Source organism: Paraburkholderia sp. J63 (genome assembly GCF_905220245.1).
GTDB lineage: Bacteria > Pseudomonadota > Gammaproteobacteria > Burkholderiales > Burkholderiaceae > Paraburkholderia.
On record NZ_CAJMZF010000056.1, the window covers coordinates 1 to 22,099 of the forward strand.

Annotated in this window: 17 protein-coding genes; 12 read left to right on the forward strand and 5 right to left on the reverse strand. The window is 64.1% G+C overall.

Translation table 11 applies throughout. The features are described from left to right. Window positions 1-106: 106 nt before the first annotated feature. Both U5775_RS34825 and U5775_RS34830 read right to left on the reverse strand, forming a co-directional pair. Window positions 107-1,138 (reverse strand): 2-aminoethylphosphonate ABC transporter substrate-binding protein, encoded by a 1,032-nt coding sequence (locus tag U5775_RS34825; RefSeq protein WP_322062673.1) that lies wholly within the window; start codon window positions 1,136-1,138, stop codon window positions 107-109. Between the two features lie 483 nt (window positions 1,139-1,621). Next, window positions 1,622-2,428, reverse strand: coding sequence for a DeoR/GlpR family DNA-binding transcription regulator (locus tag U5775_RS34830; protein ID WP_322062674.1), 807 nt, complete (start codon window positions 2,426-2,428; stop codon window positions 1,622-1,624). A 216-nt stretch (window positions 2,429-2,644) separates the two neighbouring features. On the opposite strand from U5775_RS34830, the gene U5775_RS34835 reads away from it, so the two are divergent. The 5 genes from U5775_RS34835 (at window position 2,645) to U5775_RS34855 (ending at window position 10,252) form a co-directional block, all read left to right on the forward strand. Beyond that, complete coding sequence (locus U5775_RS34835) at window positions 2,645-5,122, forward strand: FAD-dependent oxidoreductase (RefSeq protein WP_322062675.1); 2,478 nt, start codon at window positions 2,645-2,647, stop codon at window positions 5,120-5,122. 16 nt (window positions 5,123-5,138) lie between these two features. Then, window positions 5,139-6,014 (forward strand): formyltetrahydrofolate deformylase, encoded by an 876-nt coding sequence (purU, locus tag U5775_RS34840; protein WP_322062676.1) that lies wholly within the window; start codon window positions 5,139-5,141, stop codon window positions 6,012-6,014. Between the two features lie 13 nt (window positions 6,015-6,027). Beyond that, a complete protein-coding gene (locus U5775_RS34845; protein WP_322062677.1) occupies window positions 6,028-6,777 on the forward strand; it encodes an electron transfer flavoprotein subunit beta/FixA family protein in 750 nt (249 codons plus the stop codon). Window positions 6,778-6,798: 21 nt separating this feature from the next. Beyond that, on the forward strand, window positions 6,799-7,734 hold the full coding sequence (locus tag U5775_RS34850; RefSeq protein ID WP_322062678.1) for an electron transfer flavoprotein subunit alpha/FixB family protein: 936 nt from the start codon (window positions 6,799-6,801) through the stop codon (window positions 7,732-7,734). 70 nt (window positions 7,735-7,804) lie between these two features. After that, complete coding sequence (locus tag U5775_RS34855; RefSeq protein ID WP_322062679.1) at window positions 7,805-10,252, forward strand: FAD-dependent oxidoreductase; 2,448 nt, start codon at window positions 7,805-7,807, stop codon at window positions 10,250-10,252. Window positions 10,253-10,288: 36 nt separating this feature from the next. On the opposite strand, the gene U5775_RS34860 is transcribed toward U5775_RS34855, so the two are convergent. Beyond that, a complete protein-coding gene (locus tag U5775_RS34860) occupies window positions 10,289-11,533 on the reverse strand; it encodes an aromatic ring-hydroxylating dioxygenase subunit alpha (protein WP_322062680.1) in 1,245 nt (414 codons plus the stop codon). Between the two features lie 156 nt (window positions 11,534-11,689). Next, on the reverse strand, window positions 11,690-12,625 hold the full coding sequence (locus U5775_RS34865; protein WP_322062681.1) for an AraC family transcriptional regulator: 936 nt from the start codon (window positions 12,623-12,625) through the stop codon (window positions 11,690-11,692). Between the two features lie 585 nt (window positions 12,626-13,210). Here U5775_RS34865 and U5775_RS34870 point away from each other — a divergent pair. After that, window positions 13,211-14,323, forward strand: coding sequence for a porin (locus U5775_RS34870; RefSeq protein WP_322062682.1), 1,113 nt, complete (start codon window positions 13,211-13,213; stop codon window positions 14,321-14,323). 65 nt (window positions 14,324-14,388) lie between these two features. Here the strand turns inward: U5775_RS34870 and U5775_RS34875 are convergent, their stop codons facing one another. Continuing rightward, complete coding sequence (locus U5775_RS34875; protein ID WP_322062683.1) at window positions 14,389-15,189, reverse strand: SDR family NAD(P)-dependent oxidoreductase; 801 nt, start codon at window positions 15,187-15,189, stop codon at window positions 14,389-14,391. Between the two features lie 277 nt (window positions 15,190-15,466). Here U5775_RS34875 and U5775_RS34880 point away from each other — a divergent pair, with 277 nt between their 5' ends. The 6 genes from U5775_RS34880 (at window position 15,467) to U5775_RS34905 (ending at window position 22,098) form a co-directional block, all read left to right on the forward strand. Continuing rightward, window positions 15,467-16,702, forward strand: a complete 1,236-nt coding sequence (locus U5775_RS34880; protein WP_322062684.1) for a CoA transferase — start codon at window positions 15,467-15,469, stop codon at window positions 16,700-16,702. Between the two features lie 119 nt (window positions 16,703-16,821). Further along, a complete protein-coding gene (locus U5775_RS34885; protein WP_322062685.1) occupies window positions 16,822-17,739 on the forward strand; it encodes a LysR family transcriptional regulator in 918 nt (305 codons plus the stop codon). A gap of 213 nt (window positions 17,740-17,952) precedes the next feature. After that, a complete protein-coding gene (locus U5775_RS34890; protein ID WP_322062686.1) occupies window positions 17,953-19,266 on the forward strand; it encodes an aromatic acid/H+ symport family MFS transporter in 1,314 nt (437 codons plus the stop codon). A 144-nt stretch (window positions 19,267-19,410) separates the two neighbouring features. Further along, a complete protein-coding gene (locus tag U5775_RS34895) occupies window positions 19,411-19,641 on the forward strand; it encodes a hypothetical protein (protein WP_322062687.1) in 231 nt (76 codons plus the stop codon). A 288-nt stretch (window positions 19,642-19,929) separates the two neighbouring features. Beyond that, a complete protein-coding gene (locus tag U5775_RS34900; protein WP_322062710.1) occupies window positions 19,930-21,120 on the forward strand; it encodes an acetyl-CoA hydrolase/transferase family protein in 1,191 nt (396 codons plus the stop codon). A gap of 96 nt (window positions 21,121-21,216) precedes the next feature. Further along, a complete protein-coding gene (locus tag U5775_RS34905; protein ID WP_322062688.1) occupies window positions 21,217-22,098 on the forward strand; it encodes a branched-chain amino acid ABC transporter permease in 882 nt (293 codons plus the stop codon). Window position 22,099 lies beyond the last annotated feature (1 nt).

Genomic DNA, 22,099 nt, shown 5'->3' on the forward strand with positions numbered 1-22,099 from the left:
TGACTTGAAGCGCTCTGCTACGAGCTAGCCGCTTTCCACCCGCGACCCGTCACGAGGAGGCATGCCGAGGCAAGCCTCCTCGTCGTCCAGGGTCAGCGCGTTTCAATCACTCGCTCGAAATCGCCCGGTTATACGCAGCGATGTCCGCTTGCAGATCCTGGAGCACCTGGTTCCAGTCGGGCTGCCAGATATCGACGCCCTCCAGTACCGCGGTCGCCGCGCGGAAATTGCTGTCGGTCGGGTGCACGTCGGTGCGGGCGGGCAAGCCGAAGGCGAGCTTGCTGACTTCCTGCTGCGCCGGGGCGCTCAGCAGGAAGTCGATGAGCTTCTTGCCGTTGGCGCTATGCGGCGCACCCGAGACGAGGCCAATGTAGTAGGGCAGCGAGAACGTGGCGCGCTTGCCGTCCGGCCCCGCGGGGAAGAACATGCGCACATTCGGGTTGTCGTGCAATTGCAGGAGATTCATCTGGATGTCGCCGTTGGCGACATAGAGCTCGCCCTTGTTGACCAGCGAAGTGAGCTTGCCCGTCGACGGGGACGGCCCGAGGTTGTTCACCTGCAACTTGTGTAAATAGTCGAACCCCGCCTGCTTGCTTCCATAGGCGTGGAAGACCTGCAGCATCAGCGCCGTGCCGTCGCCGGCCTGTCCCGGTGTCGAGTACTGGATCTTCTGCTTGAACTGCGGGGCGAGCAGGTCCGCGTAGGTTTTGGGGGGATTCTTCAGGATTGCTGAGTTATAGACGAAGGAGGGATAGTCGTAGACCATCGCGATGTAGAGGCCCTTCGGATCCCGGTCGCGCGCGGCGATCTTGTCGGCGCCGGCCGGCACGTAGGGCTGCAGCATGCCCGTGGCCGCGGCCTTCTGCATGAAGGGGGGCAGCGTCACCAGGACGTCTGCCTGCACGTTGGCCTTTTCCTTGACGAGGCGGTCGACCACGCCGCTCGAACCGGCCTCGATGTATTGGACCTTCACGCCCGTTGCTTTCGTAAAGGCCTCGAATTGATTGCCGAACCAGCTCGGCGAGCCGTCGTGGAGGCCATCCGCCGCGTAGACCGTCACGACATTGGACTGCGCCTGCACCGAGGCCGTCGCAAGGCTGAGCGCGCAGGCTGCCGCGATTATCAGTTGGGTCTTCATACCGATCCTTTCTTGTAGCCCTTGCCGTATCGCGCGGCGAGCGCGCCAATCCACGCGAGGGGGAGGTGAGGATGCAAGGGTCTGTTTACATGTGAAACGTACATGCGTTGCCCCGAGAAGGGCCGCTCGCGAGGACTGCGACGCTGCGAATACTCGACGTATTCGCAAGGAGCGTGACGCGGCGAGCGGCCCTTCTCGGGGCAACCCCAAACTTGAAATGTATTCCACGAATCGCGCCCGGCAGCGTGCGGGTCGGGCGTGAGCGCAGGCGGATCGTGGGAATCGAGCGCAGCCTGCGGGTACGGCGTGGAACCGGTCATCGAGTGTCTCCATGCGGCCGAATCCGGCGCCGTGTCACTGCATGGATTGCACTCTAGGATATCCAACACAATCAGTCAAATATCCAAATAAAACCACGCTCAGGATGAGTGACGAGCGAGGTTTCGTATGGTTTATTAGTGGGCCGCCCGGATCGCGGGCGGCTCAGATCGTGGCCGCGGATCGGCCCGGCCGCGCGGCATTCGTCACCGGATAGCGGACTTCGAGCCCTGCTGCCGCGAAGATCTGGACGAGGGATGGCGTGGGCGTTTTATCGGTAATCAGGACGTCGACCCCTTCGGGTCCGAATGCGTGGACGAGAGCGCTGTGCCCGAACTTGGTCTGGTCCGCCACCACGACGCGCTGTTCCGCCTGCGCGAACATGGCGAGAGAAAGCGCGGCGTCCGCGGGCAGCGAATCCATGAAGCGGCCCTGGGCATCGACGGCCGTCACCGACGCTATCGCATAGCGCACATGGAACTGACGAATGAACGCCAGCGCGCTTTCATCGACTGCCGAGGAATCGTCCGGGCGAAGCGCGCCGCCCGCCATGAACACGCGATTGTCGTTGCACGGCGCGAGCATTCTGCCGATTTCCGTGGAGTTGGTGACCACGGTCAGGCGCGCGTGCGTTCTGAGCGCCTCGGCAATATGGACGCAGGTGCTGCCGCCGTCGAGCATGAGCGAGTCGCCGTCCTCGACCAGCTCGGCAACGCACGCGGCTATCGCCCGCTTGGCGAGCTGGTTGTCGAGCATGCGCCGTTGAAACGGCGCTTCGTCGATGCGGTCGCGGTCCGGCTGCATGACGCCGCCGTGGACCTTGGTGAGCAGACCTTCGGCAATCAACGGCCCGATGTTGCGGCGGATCGTTTCGTCGGAAACGGAGAAGGTGTCGGCCAGTTCGGAAATCGTGCAGGTCTGCTTCGCCCGCACGATGCGCAGAATTTCAGCTTGCCGTTGGGCGGAAAACATGATGACTCGCAGGGATGGCTGGTATGGCCGGAGTGTAACAAAAACGGGGGAGATTCCACTGCGATCCAACATAAATAGCCATTCGGATAAGGGGATGTGAGGGGTGGGAAGGGATTTGTGTGGCTATAAGTGTGTTTATGTTGATTTATGTGGGATTGTGTTGCAAGATGAGGATATGGGATCGCCTGTCAACCTAACCGTATCGTGAACTCACTTATGTCCACCATTCCTCAACACGCCCGGGTCGTCATCATCGGCGGTGGGATCATCGGCTGTTCCGTCGCTTATCACCTGACCAAAGCGGGCTGGTCCGACGTCGTGCTGCTCGAGCAGGGGCAACTGTCGTGCGGCACGACGTGGCACGCGGCGGGACTCGTGGGTCAGCTGCGCGCGCAGGAAAGCATGACGAAGCTGATTCGCTATTCGACGAAGCTGTATGCGGAGCTGGAAGCGGATACGGGTCTCGCCACGGGCTGGAAGCAATGCGGCTCGCTCTCGGTCGCGCGCACGGCGGCGCGCATGACGCAGCTTAAGCGGACCGCCGCGGTGGCGCGCGCCTATGGCGTCACCTGCGATGTGATCGGCCCGCAGGAGGCGGGGGAACTGTGGCCGGCGATGCGCACCGACGATCTGCTCGGCGCCGTCTGGTTGCCCGGAGACGGCAAGGCCAACCCCACCGATCTGACCCAGGCGCTAGCGCGCGGTGCGCGCATGGGCGGGGCGCGCATTGCCGAGAACACGCGCGTGAGCGCGATTCATACGCGGGAAACGGCGACGGGGCGCGAGGCCACGGGCCTGAGCTGGCGTAACAAGGCGGGGGAGGAAGGCACAATCGAGGCGGAAATCGTCGTCAATTGCGCTGGCCAGTGGGCCAAGGCCGTTGGGGAGATGTGTGGCGTGACCGTGCCGCTGCATTCGGCCGAGCACTATTACATCGTGACCGAGCGCATCGCGGGCGTGCATCCCGACCTGCCCGTCATGCGCGATCCGGATGGCTACATCTATTTCAAGGAAGAAGTGGGCGGGCTGGTCATGGGCGGCTTCGAACCCAATGCCAAGCCGTGGGGCATGGACGGTATTCCGGAGAACTTCGAATTCCAGTTGCTGCCCGATGACTGGGACCAATTCCAGATCCTGATGGAAAACGCGCTGCAACGCGTTCCCGCATTGGAGACGGCGCAAATCAAGCAGTTCTACAACGGGCCGGAATCGTTCACGCCGGACAACAACTTTATCCTGGGCGAGGCGCCCGAATTGCGGCGCTTCTTCGTTGGCGCGGGCTTCAATTCGATGGGGATCGCGTCGGCCGGGGGCGCGGGCATGGCGCTCGCCGAATGGATCGTCAACGGCGAACCGACGATGGACTTGTGGCCCGTCGATATCCGCCGCTTCGCGCGCTTCAACGGCAACAATACCTGGCTGCACGATCGCGTGAAGGAGACGCTCGGTCTGCACTACGCGATGCCCTGGCCGAATCGCGAGCTCGATACCGCGCGCCCGTTCCGCCGCTCGCCGCTCTACGCCTTGCTCGCGGAAGATGGCGCGTGCTTCGGCAGCAAGATGGGATGGGAGCGCGCGAACTTCTTCGCGCCGTCGAAGGCCGAGGCGCGCATCGACTATGCATTCGGGCAGCAGAACTGGCTGGGCTGGAGCGGTGCGGAACATCGCGCGTGCCGTGAAGGCGTCGCGCTGTTCGATATGACCTCGTTTTCGAAGTTTCTGGTCAAGGGGCGCGACGCGGAGCAGGTCCTCCAGCGCATCGTCGCCAACGACGTTGCCGTGCCGCCGGGCACGACTGTTTATACCGGCATGCTCAACGAGCGCGGCACCTACGAGTCCGACTTCACGCTGACCCGTCTCGCCAGCAACGAGTATTTGATTGTCACTGGCTCCGCCCAGACCGTGCGGGATTTCGATGTCATCGAAAAGCAGATTCCGGCGGACAGCCATTGCACGCTCGTCGACGTAACCGGACAGTACGCCGTGCTGGCCGTGATGGGGCCGCGCTCGCGTGAACTGCTGCAACGCGTCTCGAAGGCGGACTGGAGTCATGCCGCGTTCCCGTTCGGGCAGAGCCGCGAGGTGGATATCGGCTACGCGACCGTGCGCGCGACCCGCCTGACCTATGTCGGCGAACTGGGCTGGGAGCTCTATGTGCCGGTCGAATTTGCCGTGGGTGTCTACGAGACATTGCATCAAGCAGGCGCGGAGTTCGGCCTCGTCAACGCCGGCTACTACGCGATCGATTCGCTGCGTATCGAAAAGGGCTATCGGGCGTGGGGCCGGGAGCTCAGTCCCGATTGCAATCCGTTGGAAGCGGGGCTCGCGTTTGCGTGCAAGCTCGACAAGGACATTCCGTTCCGCGGCCGCGAGGCGCTGCTGAAAGCGCGCAACGAGCCCGTCACGCGGCGCATGGTAGTGCTGACGCTCGACGGCGCCACCGATCTCATGCTTTGGGGCGGAGAGGCGATTCTTCGCGATGGCAAGCCGGTGGGATTCGTCTCGTCAGCGGCGTTCGGCCATACGCTCGGTTGCCCGGTGGCGATGGGCTTTGTCACGCGCGCCGATGGTGCAGCCGATGCCGCGTACGTGAGCAGCGGCCGCTACGAGATCGACCTCGCGGGGGAACTGGTGCCTGCCACCGTTCACCTGAAGGCCCCTTATGACCCGCGCTCCGAGCGCGTCAAGTGCTGATCGCCGGGAGCGCCCCATGTCGAATCCTTCGGATACCTACATTATCAAACTCTCGTGCCCCGATCAGCCCGGCATCGTGCAGGCGGTGTCGTCGGTGATTTTCGAGTGCGGGGGGAACATTGTCGATTCGGCGCAGTTTGGCGACGCCCGCACTCAGCGCTTCTTTCTGCGCACGCAATTCTCGCTGACGATCTCCGACCCGGCTCTGAGCGCGGACCTGCGCGCGCGCTTCGCCCAGGTGGCCGAGCGCTTCGACATGCAGTGGGAAATTGCCGATGCGTCGCGCAAACCGCGCGTATTGCTAATGGTGTCGAAAATCGGGCATTGCCTGAACGATCTGCTGTTCCGCTATCGCACGGGCCAGCTCAATGTCGAGATTCCGGCCATCGTTTCCAATCACAAGGATTTTTATCAGCTTGCCGCGAGCTACGACATTCCTTTTCATTATCTGCCGCTAATGAATGCAACGGCGGAATCGAAAAGCGCGCAGGAAGCGAAGGTCTGGGAGGTCGTGCAGCAGGAGCGCATCGATCTGGTCGTGCTCGCGCGCTACATGCAGATTCTGTCGCCCGATCTTTGCGAAAAACTGGCCGGGCGAGCCATCAATATCCACCATTCGTTTTTGCCGAGCTTCAAGGGCGCCAAGCCCTACTATCAGGCCTATGAGCGAGGCGTGAAATTGATCGGCGCCACTGCTCACTATGTGACGACGGACCTCGACGAAGGGCCGATTATCGAACAGGTGGTCGAGCGCGTGGATCATGCGATGGACCCCGAATCGCTCACGATGGCCGGGCGCGACGCCGAATGCGTGGCGCTCTCGCGCGCCGTCAAATGGCACCTCGAACAGCGGGTCATCATCAGTGGACATCGAACCGTCGTGTTTCGCTAACCAGGATCTCCAGATGAAAATACTGATAGGCGTAAAGCGGGTTTCCGATCCGAATATCAAGGTGCGTGTCTTGCCCGATGGGACTGGCGTCGATCTCAACAATGTGAAGATGTCGATGAATCCGTTCGACGAAATTGCGGTTGAGGAAGCGGTGCGTTTGAAGGAGGCCGGCGTGGCGACTGAAGTGGTTGCTGTGTCGGTCGGCGTGGCCCAAGCGCAGGAGACGCTGCGTACGGCGCTCGCGATGGGCGCGGATCGCGCGATCCTCGTCGAGTCGGGCGAAAGCGTCGAGCCGCTCGCGGTGGCGAAGGTGCTGAAAGCGTTGCTCGACAGGGAGCAGGCGCAGCTCGTGATCCTCGGCAAGCAAGCCATCGACGACGATTCGAACCAGACGGGGCAGATGCTCGCCGCTCTGGCGGGTCTGCCGCAGGCGACGTTCGCTTCGAAGGTCACCATCGCCGACGGCAAGGCCACGGTCGCGCGTGAAATCGATGGCGGCGCGCAAACGCTTTCTTTGCAATTGCCCGCTGTGGTAACCACCGATCTGCGTTTGAACGAACCGCGCTACGTCACGCTGCCGAACATCATGAAGGCGAAGAAGAAGCCGCTGGAGGCGATGAAGCCCTCGGATCTGGGTATGGATCTGGCACCGCGTCTGAAAACACTGAAGGTGGTGGAGCCGTCTAAACGCGCGGCCGGCGTGAAGGTCGCCGACGCGAAGGCGCTGGTCGAGAAGCTGAAGACGGAAGCCAAGGTGCTTTAAAGGTTTAGGGAGCGGAGAGAAATGGCGAATCTGGTTATTGCAGAACACGATAACGTGTCGATTAAAGCGGCCACGCTAAATACGGTTGCTGCCGCGCTGAAGATCGGCGGCGAGGTGCATGTGCTGATCGCGGGTCACAACGCACATGCCGCTGCCGATGCGGCGGCGAAGATCGCAGGTGTTTCGAAGGTGCTGCTCGCCGATGCGCCACAGCTTGAAGTGGGTCTCGCGGAAAACGTCGAAGCGACGGTCATCAGCATCGCGAAGAACTACTCGCATATCCTCGCGCCGGCCACGGCGGCGGGCAAGAACGTGACGCCACGCATCGCCGCGAAGCTCGACGTCGCGCAGATCAGCGATATCACCGCAGTCGATTCGCCGGACACATTCGAGCGACCGATCTACGCGGGTAACGCGATTGCCACGGTTCAATCTCAAGACCGCGTCAAGGTCATCACCGTGCGCACCACGGCGTTCAATGCCGTTGCGGCCGAAGGCGGCAACGCAACAGTGGAAAAAATCGAAGCCGCTGCGGACAGCGGCCTCTCGCAATTCATCGGCAACGAAGTGACGAAGCTCGACCGCCCGGAACTCACGAGCGCGAAGATCATCGTCTCGGGTGGCCGGGGTCTCGGCAGCGGCGAGAACTACACGAAGGTGCTGGCGCCACTCGCCGACAAACTCAACGCCGCACTGGGTGCCTCGCGCGCGGCAGTCGATGCGGGTTACGTCCCCAACGATTATCAAGTGGGCCAAACCGGCAAGATCGTCGCGCCGCAACTTTATATCGCGGTCGGCATCTCGGGCGCGATCCAGCATCTCGCGGGCATGAAGGACTCCAGGGTGATCGTCGCGATCAACAAGGACGAAGAGGCGCCGATCTTCAGCGTGGCCGATTACGGGCTCGTCGGCGATCTGTTCAGCCTCGTGCCGGAGCTGGTGGAAGTCTGCGGGTAGCCTGGCAATGCCGGTCGAAGGGCGCCGGGTTCGGGTCATATAGGTAGGTATCCAAACTAAGAGGTTATCAATGTCCCTGCCTGAGCGCAGTGAAATCGTCATCATCGGAGGCGGCGTCATCGGATGCAGCATCGCGTGGCACCTGGCGAAGCGGGGCCGGCGCGATGTCGTATTGCTGGAGCGGCTGATGCTCACGCACGGGACCACGTGGCACGCGGCCGGCCTCGTGGGGCAGTTGCGCTCGTCGAACAATCTCACGCAGCTGATGAAATACGGCGCGCAACTCTACGGGTCACTCGAGCAGGAAACGGGGCAGGCGACTGGCTGGCGCGGTGTCGGCAGCTTGCGCCTGGCCGCGTCGGCGGACCGGTGGACCGAATTGCGCCGCGCCGCGACCTCGGCGAAGGCGTTCGGGCTCGACGTCGAGCTGATCTCGCCCGACGAAGCGCAGCGATTGTTTCCGCTGCTGCAAACGGACGGGCTCGTGGGCGCGGCGTGGATTGCCTCCGATGGCTATGTCGATCCGTCCCAGCTTACCCAGGCCTATGCCGCGGGCGCACGCGCGATGGGCGTGAAGATCGTCCAGAACGTTCTGGTGACGGGGCTCCATACCGATGGCCGCCGCGTGCGCGCCGTGCAAACGGATCAAGGCCAGATTGAGGCCGATGTGGTGATCAATTGCGCCGGCATGTGGGGGCGCGATGTCGCCAGGATGGCCGGCATTCGTGTGCCGGTCTGTGCGGTCGAGCATCAATATCTCGTCACGGGCAAGAGCGAGAAAATCCCCGATAACTTGCCGACGCTGCGCGACCCCGACGCGCGTTTCTACGTGAAGCCCGAGCCGGGCGCGCTGTGCGTGGGCGGCTGGGAGGACGGCACGGTGCCTTGGGGCAGCACCGGCGCCAGGCCGATGCCGCTCGACTTCGGCCCGGAGCTGCTGCAACCCGCGTTCGATCGATTCGAGCAATACGGCCTCGTGGCCGCCGAACGTATTCCTGTGCTCAACGAGCTGGGCGTGCGGGACATGATTAACGGGCCAATCCCGATCACAGCGGATGGCGAACCGATCATCGGGCAGTCTCCGGTCCACGACAATTTCTACCTCTGTTGCGGCTTCACTTCGGGAATCGCGGCATCGGGCGGCGCGGGCTGGGCGATGTCGAACTGGATCATCGACGGCGAGCCGGGCCTGGACCTGTGGCCGTTCGATGTGCGGCGCTTCGGACAGCCGCACGCGGTCGAGCAATTCATGGTCGAGCGCGCCATCGAAAGCTACTCGCGCTATTACGCGGTGTCCTACCCGGGGCACGAGTATCGCGCGGGCCGGCCTGCGCGCTGCAGCCCGCTTTACGAGGCGCTGAAAGAACAGGGCGCGGTATACGGGACGAAGTTCGGTTTCGAACGGGTCAACTGGTTCGCAAGCACGCCGTACACGCCCGATGATGCGCCGGGCTTCGCGCGCGGACGATGGTTCGAAGCCAGCGGGGCCGAGCATCGCGCAGTGCGCGAGCGGGCCGCGCTGATCGACATGAGTTCGTTTTCGAAGTACGAGATTGCGGGGCCGGGCGCGCTGCCGTTGTTGCAATACGTTTGTTCGTCGGACATGGACCGCCCGCCGGGCAGCGTGATTTACACGCAGTTGCTCAACGAGCGCGGAGGCATCGAAGGCGACGTGACCATCACGCGTCTTGCCGACGACCGGTTCTATTTGATCACCGGCAGCGCACTCGGCGTGCGCGACCGCTCGACGCTCGCGCGATATGTATCGGATATCGAAGCAATATACGGCGCCGTCTCGCTCACCGACGTCTCATCGGCATGGGCGGTGATCAACCTGTGCGGGCCGCATGCGCGCGACGTGCTTGCCCAGCTCACCAGTGCGCCGCTCGACAATCACGCGTTCCCCTATATGAGCGCGCGTGACATCGACATTGGCTACGCGCCGGTGCGTGCGCTGCGCGTGACCTATGTCGGCGAGCTTGGGTGGGAGCTCCATGTGCCGTCCGAATATGCGCTCGACCTCTATCGCAAGTTGCGAGCCGCGGGGGAGCCGTATGGCATTGCCGACGTGGGCTATCGCGCCATTTCGAGCTTGCGCATCGAAAAACATTATCTGGTCTGGGGCAGCGACATATCGACCGATTGCAACCCGTATGAGGCTGGCCTCGGATTTTGCGTCGCGGCGGACAAGCTCGCGGGCAAGATCGATAGCGTCGGCGGCGCGGCGTTGCGTGCAATCCGGCATGAGGGCGTCAAGCGCCGGCTGTGCTGGTTCACGACGACCGGCGACGTGCCGATGTACGGCGGGGAAGCCCTGTTGCAGGGCGACCGCGTCGTGGGCAGCGTCACCAGCGCGGATTATGGGTTCACGGTGGGGCGGAATATTTTTGCGGTATGGCTGGCGAGGGAGGACATGGAAGATCGCGAGTTCACCGTCGAGATCTGTGGCGAGCGCCATGCGGCCCGCCGCCACGACCGGCCCTTGTACGACCCCGAGCGCAAGGCCATCCTGCGATGACACAGCGGGCGCCGCCGCGCGCCCGCTTCGTCTCGCTCAGGCCAGTGCATCCCTCGCGCTCGTCGCCGCCGACCACTTGACGACCTGCTCGAGCCCGTGGCGGCACAGGATCTCGCTCTCGTTGAAGTGGATGAACGACCTCGCGCCCGACTCCATCCCGCGCTGCATGCTTTCGATATTGCCCAGGTCTTCCAGCATCGTGTCGGTGATATGCGACGTGAAGTGTTCGCGCTGCAGACGCTCGCGCACGGTCGCCGGCTTCTTGAAGTAGAAGCGCGCCTCCCAGACCGTGGAGGTGGCCGAGGTCGGCCAGAACTCGTGCGTCCAGAACTGGTTCGCCGATATCTGCAGATGCCAGTTCGGGAAGAACCAGTTGACGTCGCTGGCCCAGCGATCGCTCTTGGTCGGGTTGATCGCGCCGTGCTCGACAATCGGATTGGTTTGGCCTTCCTTGCGCGTGCCGGTGACCGAATGATCGGCCGTGAAAAGCCATTGCGCGACCTTCGCATTCGCGAACGGCGCGGCGGCCGGATTGAGCCACGTCGACATCGAGCGGTGCGCGCCATAAACGTTCGCGCTGATCGGCCTGCTGAACGGGTTGAGCGGGCCGGCGTAAACGGGCCCGAGCGTCTTCGGGTGTATCGACGAGATGTGATAGGCCTCGCTGAAGTTCTCGGCCACGGCTTTCCAGTTCGCCCTGAATTCGCCGCGCAGCACGAGCGCGTGGTCCGGGTCCGGATAGTCGATGCCCGCGAGCGCCTCTCCCATCGGCCCCAAAAATTCCTGCAGCGTGACTTCGGGCTTGGGCGCCATGTTGATGAAAATCCAGCCATCCCAAAGCTCCACCGTCACCGGCGTGAGCCCGCATTTCTTTTTGTCGAGGTGGAAGAAGCCGGGTTCGTCGGGCACGCGCGAGAGCTCGCCCGAATTGTCGTAGCTCCAGCTATGGTAGCGGCACACGAAGCGCTTCGCGTTGCCGCTCGGGCGATGCTCGACAATGTTCGCGCGGTGGGCGCAAACATTGTGGAAGGCGCGGATCTTGCCGTCTTCCGAATGCGCGATGATGACGGACGCCTTCAATACCGCGACTTCCTTGACGAAAAAATCGCCACGATTCGGAATCCTCTCTATCCGGCCTACCATCAGCCACGCGCGGCGGAAGATCCGTTCGCGCTCGATCTCGTACTGCGCCGGATCGGTATAGAGCGAAACGGGCATCGCTTCGGTATTCAGGCCTGCGGACTCGGTCAGATGGGCAGATAGTTCGTTGGGATGGTTCATGTCGTCTCCTGGGGATGAACAGGCGAGCGCCCGTTGTTTTGTATATGGCCGATGGCATCCCGTTTCGGTGACGGGACCCGATGTGACCGGATATTAGTGCGTGGGCGGGAGACGGTATTTCGATCGAGTGCGGTTTTGCTTATCGAGCGTACGGATTTACGAGGTCGTTTCCGCTGTCGCTGAGGCGCGCCGCCGATACTGGGTCGGCGAACACGACATGGCCCGCTTGAACGCCGTGCAGAACGCGCTTTCGGACTCGTAGCCGAGCGCGAAGGCAATCGAGGTAATGCTTTCCTCGCTGTGACGAAGGCGATGGGTGGCTATCAGCATGCGCCAGCGCATCAAATAGCTCATGGTGGTTTCACCGACGAGGCGCTTGAAGCGCTGGGCAAACACGGTCCGCGACAATCCGGCGATACGCGCCAGTTCCTCCAGCGACCAGTGACGGGTCGGGTCCGCGTGCATCGCGCAGATCGCGGCGCGGATCCGGCGATCGGAGAGGCCGGTGAGCCATCCCGATGGAGACTGTGCCGACGACGCGGTCATATGCAGCCGCAGCACCTGCACGAGCATCAGATGCAGCAGATGGTTCGACGCCAGCGCGCCGCCGGGCATCGGGTCGCGCAGTTCCGCTCTCAACTGATCGAGGCACCAGCGCAGCACGTCGGCCTGCTTCGACGTGCTCGGCGGATTGGTGAACGGCGGCAGCGCATCGAGCAGCAGGGCCGCGTGTTCGCTGGAAAACGTGAAGAAGCCGCCGATCAGCAGCACCTCGCCTCCGCCGTTGTGAACCGCGATGCCGTCGCGCTCGATCACGTCGAGGATCAGCGACGAATCTTGCGGCGCGAGCGACAGATCCGACGAGAGCACGATCTCGCGGCCACTGTTCAGCAAGAAGCAGTCGCCTTCTTCGAGTCGCACGGGCTCGTTCATTCCGGTGACGACGCCCCAGCATCCGCCTTGCAGCACGGCCGCGAACTTGATGCCGTCATAGGGTGGAAAAGAGAATGACCATGCGCCCGCGGTGTCGAACGCCGCGAAGAGCTGGCTGCGCGGTTTAAGCAATGCAAGAACATCGGAAAGCGGATCCATGGGCGACTCTGCCTACGTTCGGTGCGGGCCTGCCTTGCGGCGCGTGTTCGCGTTTTCCCTGGCCGCAACAATACGCAACGATATGGGTGCGGGATGACGCCGCTAACCGGGCGTCACGATGGCGCGATCGTAACCCACTCGATGTCGAATATTCAAACTTCCGCGCGCGCGGCGAGCCCTTCTTTTCCATTTCCCTGAGCGGGCCGCCGCCGATTCCCCGAAGTACGGAACGTTTCGAAGGGCGTCGTTGACCCTCCCGTTTCCGGTTGCTCTAATCGGCGGAAACGACGCGGACCAGAAATTTTCGGATTCCTGTCCGCCAAGGCGGTAGCCGCGAAAGCCCGCGGGTTTCCCAGATTATTTGATTAGACATCCTATTTTATTTGAAATTACGGAAAGCTTGCGATGCGGGCTTTCTCGCGCGATTCGACTGGAGGTCCGATACCAGACTGAAATGGCTTGTGCTCCCGTACAGCGGGTTTGGAGCGATGCCCATGGAAACCGGAAGCATCCCGGGCGAGGGATTTCCCCATGCCATGGCGTTCACGAAAAGAACAAAACGATATTGATATCAAGGAGACAGACATGAGTTCGTCCGGCGTATTCAGGTTCGCAGTCAAGCGAATGGCCGTTCTGGTGGCGGTGTCGGCGTTGCCGGTCACCGTGTGGGCGCAGTCGAGCGTGACGTTGTACGGCGTGCTCGATGCGGGCCTGATCTTCACGAACAAGTCGTACAACGCGGCCACCGGGCAGAACGGCGGCAAGCAGTTCGAAATGATCAGCAGCGGGATGGAGCCGTCCGTGTTCGGTTTGAGCGGGCAGGAAGATCTGGGCGCCGGCATGAAGGTGAAATTCAAGCTGGAAAGCGGGATCAGCCTTTCCAATGGCGGCTTCGACAACACCAACGGCGGCCTGTTCGGCCGCCAGGCGTGGATCTCGCTCGCGAGCAACGTCGGCGAGTTGAAAGCAGGCTTGCAGTTCTCGCCGTTCATTCTCGCGCTCTATGAGAGCGACCCGCGCAGCATGGCGCAGTTCGGCAGCAACATCTCGGTCTACGCCAACAATACCTTCACGGGCACCTTCGTTTCCAACGCGATCAGCTATACCTCGCCGAAGGTGGCAGGGCTTACCGCGAGCCTCCTGTATGCGCTCGGCGGCGTGCCCGGAGATTTCAACGCGGGGCGCCAGTATTCCGCGAGCCTGAAGTTCGAGGGCGCGGGGCTGCTGGTCAACGCGGCCGTCTACGACGCGAGCGCCGGCAACGAGACGTCGTTGAACAATACGCTGTTCGAGGTGCCGCTCATTGCGAAGACCTTTGGCATTGGCTACACCATCTCGTCCTTTACGGTGAAGGGTTCGTTCACCAACTACAAGGCCCCGATGACCACGCTCAACGGTCTGGTGGGCGGCGGCGATCACGACGTCTGGAACCTCGGCTTCAGTTACTACGCGACGCCGGCGCTCAACATTAATTCGGGTGTCTGGTACTTGCGCGACCCGCATGACTCGAGCACGCACGGGCTGCTGGTCGCGTTGGGCACGCAGTATTCGCTGTCGCGGCGCACGTCGTTGTACGCGCAGGTGGGCGTGACCAACAACCGTGGCCGCTCCACGCTCGGTCTCGACGTGGACGGCGCGCTGCAAGGGCCGCCCGGCACGACGGTGGGCGGCGGCGTGGGCATCCTTCACAAGTTCTAGCCGCAAGCGCAGGCGCGCGCTGGCCTTCGATTATTCGAAGAAGCAGGCCAGCGCGCCGCCCGTAATCAGTGGATAGTCAGCCCGCCTGTGGGGCTGAGCGTCGCGCCCGTGAGGTAGGCCGAGTCGTCGGACGCGAGGAAGGCCACCACCTGGCCGATATCGGCGGGCGCGGCGACGCCGAGTGGGCAGCCCGCGATAATCTTTTGGTACTGCTTGCGATGATGCTCAGAAACCCGGCTGTCTTCGCCGAAGACCGCTTCCCATGAGGGGCTGTCGCGCACGACGGTCACGCAGACGCAATTCACGCGGATCTTCTCGCGCGCCAGCTCGCGCGCAATGACCTTGCTCGCACGGATCAGGCCGCCCGCGAAGGTCGAGACGGCGGTTTGCCCCGGCGTCGGCACGCGGCCACCCTCGGAGGTCACGAAGACGACGCTGCCCGAGCCGCGCCTTTGCAGCCAGGGCAGCGCGGCCTGCACGGGCAGCAGCTTCGCGAGCGTGTTCTCGGCCACGACTGCGGCAACGCGCGCGAGGTCGATGTTCGCAAAGGGGCCGCGCACTTCGGGCGAGCGCGCCTCGTCGTCGTTGCCGCCCGCGTTCGCGACGACGATGTCGATGCCGCCATAGCGGCGCGCGGTTTGCGCGGCCAGCGTCTCCATGTCGGCCTTCGAGCGCACGTCGCCCGCGACGAAGTCCGCCGTCGCGCCGCTCGCGCGCAATTCGTCGAGCACGGCGGCGGCTTTCTCCGCGCTTCTCCCGCTGATCACCACCGTCGCGCCGCGCGCAGCGAGCTGCGCGGCGATGCCTTTGCCGATGCCACCGGTGCCGCCGGTGACGATCGCGACTTTTCCTTCAAGACTGTTCATTTGTCATCGCCTCTAGATCGTGAGCAAGCCAGAACGGGTGACCCGGGGAGGGCCGCCGCGTGTCTCCAGAATCCATAGTACGAACGGATTCCGGCAAAGGCGATTGCCTTTTCGTGAAGCGGAGATTGATCGCTCGCGAACACCCGCGCGGTTCGCGAAACTGCAACGCCGCTTTGGCGAATCGGCAATTGAAGGCGCGCGCGGGCGCCCCTAGCATTCGTTGGCAGTCACGGCCCCGACCCGGATAAGACCGTGCACGAATTGCCGAGGAGAAGACATGGAAGCCGCATCCCACGATCCGCGCGTTGAGCGCCCGCTGGCGGGCATACGCGTGCTGGCGGTCGAGAATTTCATCGCCGCGCCGTTCGCGACGATGTGGCTCGCCGATGCCGGCGCCGAAGTCGTGAAGATCGAAACGCGCGAGGGCGGCGACTTCTCGCGCAGCACGAGTCCCGTCAAGCCCGGCGTGGACGGCAAGCCCAGCGGCCTCGCGTTCCTGCGAACCAACCGCAACAAGAAGAGCGTCACGCTCGATCTCAAGCACGCGGAGGGCAAGCGCATCTTCAAGGCGCTCGCGGGCGAGGCCGACGTGGTGATCGAGAACCTGCGGCCGAACGTGATGGACAGGCTGGGGCTCGGCTATGCGGAACTGAGCGCACTCAATCCGCGCCTGATTTATGGGGCCATCTCGGGTTTCGGCCACGACGATATCGCGCCGGGCCCGTTCGGCGACTTTCCGGCGTTCGACATCGTCGGGCAGGCGATGAGCGGGCTGATGTACCGGCCCGAGCGAAGCGGCGACCGGCCCACCTACCTGGGCTTTTCGCTCGCCGATATCGAATGCGGCGTACTCGCGCTCTATGGCGTCGTGCTGGCGTTGCTGCATCGCGAACGGACGGGCAAGGGCAAGAAGGTCGACATCGCGATGTACGATGCCTCGCTGATGCTCAACGAGATCTCGATTGCCATGTACTCGGCAACGAAGCGCACCTCGCCGCCCGGCGTGCATGCGGTGACGGCGCCGTTCGGCACCTACCGCGCGCGGGACGGCTATATCGTCATCGCCGTGCTTGGCGAACATATCTGGAAGCGCTTCGCCGTTGCGATCGGCCGGCCGGCGCTGATCGACGACCCGCGTTTCGAGGACGGCATGGCGCGCAAGCGTCACGTCGATGCGCTCAATCTTGAGATCGACGCGTGGCTCGGCGACAAGACGCGCGACGCCGCGCTCGAGGCCTTGCGCGCGGCCGGCGTGCCGTGCTCGACCGTCAACGACGTGCCCGATCTGTTCGAGTGTCCGCACGTTGCCGCGCGCAGGATGCTGATGACGCTCGACGATCCGGTTTGGGGCGCGATTCAGGTCGCGGGCAATCCGGTCAAGATGTCCGATGTCGCGGAACCCGAGGCGAAGCTGCCGCCCCGGCTCGGCGAACATAATGGAGAGGTCCTGCGCGAATGGCTCGGTATGAGCGAAGCGGACATTGGCGAGCTAGAAGCGCAGCAGGCGATCTGAATGGTCACGATGTGATGGTGGCTTGCGCCACGCGCCATTGACGGCCGCCGAAGCGCGGCATAGTCTCGTGAGCGCATCCGGCCAACCCGCGCGCCGGACGGTGAGAACGGAGCGTCACCATGACCGTGTTGAGTCTCAACAACCTGACGCGCCGCGTCGATCTGTTTACGCTGAGGCTGTTTCTCACGGTGGTGGAGGAGCAGCAGATGCGCCGCGCGGCGCTGCGGGAGAACATCACGCCGTCGGCGGCCACCCGGCGCCTGCAGGAACTGGAAGAAGTCGCGGGCGTCGATCTGTTCGACCGCCTGCCGGGCGGCATGATCGCGACGCCCGCCGGCGAGGTGCTCGCGCGTCACGTCCGTCTGCTGTTCGCGAACCTGGATGTCATGCGCCGCGAGATGGCCGAATTCTCGGAGGGCGTGCGCGGCCACGTCGTCATCGGCAGCACCAGCACGATCATCGTGCAGTTTCTCGCGCGCGAGATCGCCGAATTCGCGCGCGACTTTCCGCTCGTCGAAATCGAGCTGCAGGAAGATGCGAACGCCCATGTCGTGAGCGCCGCGGCGTCCGGCAAAGCCGATCTGGCCATGTTTTACGCTACCGACGACATTCGCAGCGAAGCGCTCGATATCGTCGAGTTCCGCACCGACCGGCTCGTGGCCGTGGTGCCGCGTACCCATGCGCTGGCCGGGCGCGCGAGCGTGACCACGCGTGACTTGCTCGAAGAGAACCTGATCGGCATTGCGCCGCATACCTCGATGATGACGCAGTTGCGCAATGCCGCCGCCCTGCTCGGCAGCGAATTGCGCGTCAAATACAGGGTAAGCACTATCGAGGCCGCGCGTAGTCTCGTCAAGGCGGGGCTGGGCGTGACGATCCAGCCCGAAAGCATGCTGCTCACCGAGGACGTCGGCAAGCTGGCCACGGTGGCGCTAGACGAGCCCTGGGCGCTGCGCCGCCTCTGCATCGGGACGAAGCGCGGCGAGCCGCTGAGCGCGGCCGCCAGGGCGTTCGTTGCACAGTTGACCGATCGATAGTTCTAGCCGGCTTTTGCGGCTTTTAAGGCTGCGCGCGCTTGCGGCGCGCGATTCGGAATCTGGAAAACCCCGCTTCGAAATCCGTCACTTGGTCGGGCCATTTCGTCTCCCTATAGTGGGGCGGCCTGTACCCCTGCAACTCCGTCACCCCTTTCAATTCCACAACCATTAAAGCCGCACGGCCAGCGTGCCCGTGAGCGGCAAGGAGACAACGTGAACGATTCGTCTGCACAAACCCGAAGAAGTTTATTAGTAGTGCTACTGTGCTTCATGACCATCGCGGTGGACGGCTACGATCTTATCGTCTATGGCGCGACCGTTCCGCGTCTGCTCGCGGAACCGGGCTGGGGGCTCGATGCGAACGGCGTCGGCATGATCGGCAGCTGGACGCTGGCGGGGCTGATGGTGGGCCTCGTGGGCGCGGGGCCGCTCGCGGACCGTATCGGCCGCCGCCGGCTCATCATGCTGGGGGTGCTGTGGTTTTCCGTGGGCGCGCTGTTCTGCGCGCTCGCGCATTCGCCGTTCGCGTTCGGCGTGGCGCGCTTCGCGACCGGCGTGGGGTTGGGAGGCGTGGTGCCGTCTTCCGTGGCGCTGTGCGTCGAGTATGCGCCCAGCAATCGCCGGCAGCTTTACAACGCGCTCACGCTAACCGGCTATTCGTTCGGCGGCGTGCTCTGCGCGCTGCTCGCCATCGCGCTGCTGGAAAGCCATGGATGGCGCGTGCTCTACGCGGCGGGCGCGCTCTACGTGCTGATCCTGCCCGCGATGTATTTCCTCTTGCCCGAGTCCGTCAATTACCTCGTCGATCGCGGCCGCATGGACGAGGCGCGCGCGTTGGCGTCCCGCTATGCCGTCGACTTCGATCACGTCTTGCAGGAACAGCAGCATGGGCATGAATCGCATCCTGCCACGCCGCGCGTGCGGGGCTTGCGGCTCATGATGTCGGTGGAGTGGCGCGGCGCGGTGCTGCTGTTCGCGCTGATGGCCTTCTGCGTGCAACTGGTTGTCTACGGTCTCAATGTCTGGTTGCCGCTCCTGATGCGCAAGGCCGGCTATCCGCTGGGCTCCGCGCTGCAGTTCCTGCTGGTGATGCAGTTCGGCGCGGTCTCGGGCAATCTGTTCGGCGCATGGCTTGCCGATCGCCTGGGATCGAAGAAGGTCCTCATTCCGTTCTTTCTCGTCTGCGCGTTGTCTTTACTGTTGCTGAGCCAGAAGCCCGCCTATGGGTGGCTGATGCTCGGCGTGTTCGGCGCCGGGCTGGGCTCCATCGGCTCCACCACGCTCAGCTATGGCTATATCGCCGCCTGGTTTCCCGCATCGTGCCGGGCCTCGGCCATCGGCATCGCGCAGGGCCTCGGACGGATCGGCTCGATTCTCGGGCCGATGGTGGGGAGCTGGGTCATCGGCGCGAAACTGGGGCCGCAATGGAACTTCTACGCGTTCGCAGTGCCCGCGGTGCTCGCGGCTGTGGTCGTCACGCAGATTCAGGAGGCGGCGCCGTCGCGCATGTCGTACGCCGACGTCTGAGCGCGCCGGCATGGTGCTGCCGTTCCGTTCAAAGTACGGAACGGCAGCGCGGACAGCGTTGACGCTGGCGGCCCGCCAATCGCACGATGAACCCATGGACGAACCCGCAGTCGTGGCAGGGTAGTGGAGAGCAGGGAGAGGTAGATGGAAACGGTTCGAGTGTCGTTGCGCGAGGTCGTGGAGCGCTGGCTGATGCCCAGCCATGCGGTGCCGTTCCGGGTTCGCCCGTTACGCCACGCGGCGCGTGGCCGCTGTGTTCGAGTGGAGGCGCGCACGCCGTGCGGCGAGATCGCCATCTGCTTCTTCCGCCATGACGATGGCGCGTGGCGCGTCTTCCCGCCGTTGCCGCAACGGCTGACGATGCGCGCCGTGTGATGCGCGCGATGTTCCGTACAGTGCGGAGTACGGAACGACTATCGGCGCCGCATTGACGCTCGCCTGGGCCGATGATGCAATGCTCCAGAAAATCGCGCGGGACCGGCTTCAATGAGTCGGAGTCCTTTGTAATTGGCGCTTCCCGCCACCGCACTTCACCCCTCATTCCCTGCTTGCATGAAACACGAAGAATTCCCGCCCCTGGACGCCACGGAAACGGTTAGCGCTCCGGACTCTACAAGTCACGTTCCCGATCTTTCCGGCCTGATCCGTCCCGGCGACACGGTGATGTGGGGGCAGTCCCATGCCGAGCCGGTCACGCTCATGCGCGCGCTGGTCGCGCAGCGCGAGCGGCTGCGGCGCATTCGGCTGTTTCTCGGCATCGGGCTGGCCGACGTGCTCGAGCCCGAGCACGCCGACGCATTCGACTTCCTCGCATACTGCGGCAGCGGCGCGAATCGCAAGCTCGCGCGCGCGGGCTTGCTCGACATTCTGCCCGCGCATTACTCGCAGTTGCCGGCGCTGATCGGCAGCGGCGCGTTGCGTATTGACGTCGTGATGCTGCAGGTTTCGCCACCCGACGAACAGGGGCGCTACAGCCTCGGCCTCGCCCGCGAATATCTCGTCGAAGCGGTCAAGCATGCGCGCACGATCATTGCGGAGGTGCATCCCGAGGTGCCGTGGACCTACGGCGGCCCGTGGCTCCAGGCGTCCGATATCGATCTGCTCGTGCAATCCGATACGCCGTTCGCGGACGCGCCCGCTTCCGCGCCGGGCGAGATCGAGCAGGCCATCGGCCGGAACGTCGCCACGCTCGTGGAAGATGGGGCGACGCTGCAGACGGGGATCGGCGCGATTCCCGACGCCGTGCTCGCGCAACTGCACGACCGGCGCGATCTTGGCGTGCATACGGGCAGCATCGGCGATGGCTTCGCGGCGCTCTGCGAAGCCGGTGTCGTGACCAATGCGCGCAAGACGATCGATGCGGGCATCACGGTGGGCGGTGTCATCGTCGGCTCGCAACGGATACGACGGTTCGCACACCGTAACGCCGCGCTCGAACTGCGCGGCACCGAATACACGCACAACCCCGCGGTGCTGGGCCGGATCGAGCGCTTCGTCGCGATCAACTCGGCGGTGGAAGTCGACCTGACCGGCCAGGTGAACGCGGAGATGGTCGCGGGCACCTATGTGGGAGCCGTGGGCGGCGTCGGCGATTTTCTGCGCGCGGCGCAGTCGAGTGCGGGCGGCGTGCCGATCGTCGCGCTGCCTTCGAGGGCGGGCGCGCACAGCCGCATCGTCGCGCGTGTCTCGGGGCCCGTGACCGTGCCGCGCAGCGACGCCTGCGTGATCGTCACCGAATACGGCGTGGCCGATCTGCGCGGTCTGTCGCTCGCGCAACGCGTCCCGCGCATGATCGCCATCGCGCATCCCGAGCATCGCGAGCGGCTGGAGCAGGAGGCGCGCACGAATCGTTGAGTGGTGAACGGAGCAATAAAAACGCGGCGCACCGGCATACATACCAACACCCAGCCGGAGCGGGCCGCCACATGGAGATCTGGAGGAGTACGTTCAATGAACTGGCAATTACTGGGAGCGCAGCTCCTGGCCGGCGTCGCGAATGGCGGCCTGTATTTTCTTGTCGCCTCGGGGCTCACGCTGCTCTGGGGTGCGATGGGCGTCGTCAATCTCGCGCATGGCTCGTTTTTCATGCTCGCGGCGTTCGCCGGCGCAACCTGCATCCGGCTGCTGGGTCCGGGCGTGGGTTTCGTCGTCGCGATCTTCGCCGTGCCCGTGGCCGTCGCGTTGTTCGCCTCGGCGCTCGAGGTGTCGCTGTTTCGCCGCGTCTATGCCTCGGGGATGTGGGGGCAACTGCTCGTGTCGTTTGGGCTCATGCTGCTGCTGAATAACGTCGCGCGCATCGTGTTCGGCACCGAGCCGCTTTCGATGCCGGTGCCCGCGCAACTATCGGGCTTCGTCGCATTCGGCAGCGTTCGGCTCGCCAGCTATCAGCTCGCGGTGCTGGCCGTGACGGTCGCGGTCGCCGTGTTCCTGTGGCTGCTGCTCGCGAAAAGCCGCACGGGGCGCCTGATCCGCGCGGCAGTGGACGACCCGCAGATGCTCGAAGCGGTGGGCGTGGACGTCAAGCGTCTGCGCACCGTGGTGATGGGCGTGGCCGCGCTGCTGGCCGGCATCGCGGGCGTCGTGGCCGTGCCGCGCGGCGCGATCAACACCGGCATGGACGTGCAGATCGTCGTGATCGCGTTCGCGGTGATCGTCGTGGGCGGTCTCGGGGCGATCTGGGGCACGCTCGCGGCGGCGCTGCTGATCGGCGTGGCCGAGGCGCTGTCGACGATGGTGCTCGACCACGGCAGCGAGATCGTGATCTTCGCCGTGATGGTCGTCGTTCTGGTGCTCAAGCCCACGGGCTTGCGCACGATAGCCGGGAGAGCGTGAC

Coding starts and splice junctions, on each gene's coding strand:
- U5775_RS34835 (WP_322062675.1), top strand. CDS start 2,645: ATGTCCACCATTCCTCAACACGCCCGGGTCGTCATCATCGGCGGTGGG.
- U5775_RS34825 (WP_322062673.1), bottom strand. CDS start 1,138: ATGAAGACCCAACTGATAATCGCGGCAGCCTGCGCGCTCAGCCTTGCG.
- U5775_RS34855 (WP_322062679.1), top strand. CDS start 7,805: ATGTCCCTGCCTGAGCGCAGTGAAATCGTCATCATCGGAGGCGGCGTC.
- U5775_RS34845 (WP_322062677.1), top strand. CDS start 6,028: ATGAAAATACTGATAGGCGTAAAGCGGGTTTCCGATCCGAATATCAAG.
- U5775_RS34865 (WP_322062681.1), bottom strand. CDS start 12,625: ATGGATCCGCTTTCCGATGTTCTTGCATTGCTTAAACCGCGCAGCCAG.
- U5775_RS34860 (WP_322062680.1), bottom strand. CDS start 11,533: ATGAACCATCCCAACGAACTATCTGCCCATCTGACCGAGTCCGCAGGC.
- purU (WP_322062676.1), top strand. CDS start 5,139: ATGTCGAATCCTTCGGATACCTACATTATCAAACTCTCGTGCCCCGAT.
- U5775_RS34875 (WP_322062683.1), bottom strand. CDS start 15,189: ATGAACAGTCTTGAAGGAAAAGTCGCGATCGTCACCGGCGGCACCGGT.
- U5775_RS34830 (WP_322062674.1), bottom strand. CDS start 2,428: ATGTTTTCCGCCCAACGGCAAGCTGAAATTCTGCGCATCGTGCGGGCG.
- U5775_RS34905 (WP_322062688.1), top strand. CDS start 21,217: ATGAACTGGCAATTACTGGGAGCGCAGCTCCTGGCCGGCGTCGCGAAT.
- U5775_RS34880 (WP_322062684.1), top strand. CDS start 15,467: ATGGAAGCCGCATCCCACGATCCGCGCGTTGAGCGCCCGCTGGCGGGC.
- U5775_RS34870 (WP_322062682.1), top strand. CDS start 13,211: ATGAGTTCGTCCGGCGTATTCAGGTTCGCAGTCAAGCGAATGGCCGTT.
- U5775_RS34885 (WP_322062685.1), top strand. CDS start 16,822: ATGACCGTGTTGAGTCTCAACAACCTGACGCGCCGCGTCGATCTGTTT.
- U5775_RS34850 (WP_322062678.1), top strand. CDS start 6,799: ATGGCGAATCTGGTTATTGCAGAACACGATAACGTGTCGATTAAAGCG.
- U5775_RS34895 (WP_322062687.1), top strand. CDS start 19,411: ATGGAAACGGTTCGAGTGTCGTTGCGCGAGGTCGTGGAGCGCTGGCTG.
- U5775_RS34900 (WP_322062710.1), top strand. CDS start 19,930: ATGTGGGGGCAGTCCCATGCCGAGCCGGTCACGCTCATGCGCGCGCTG.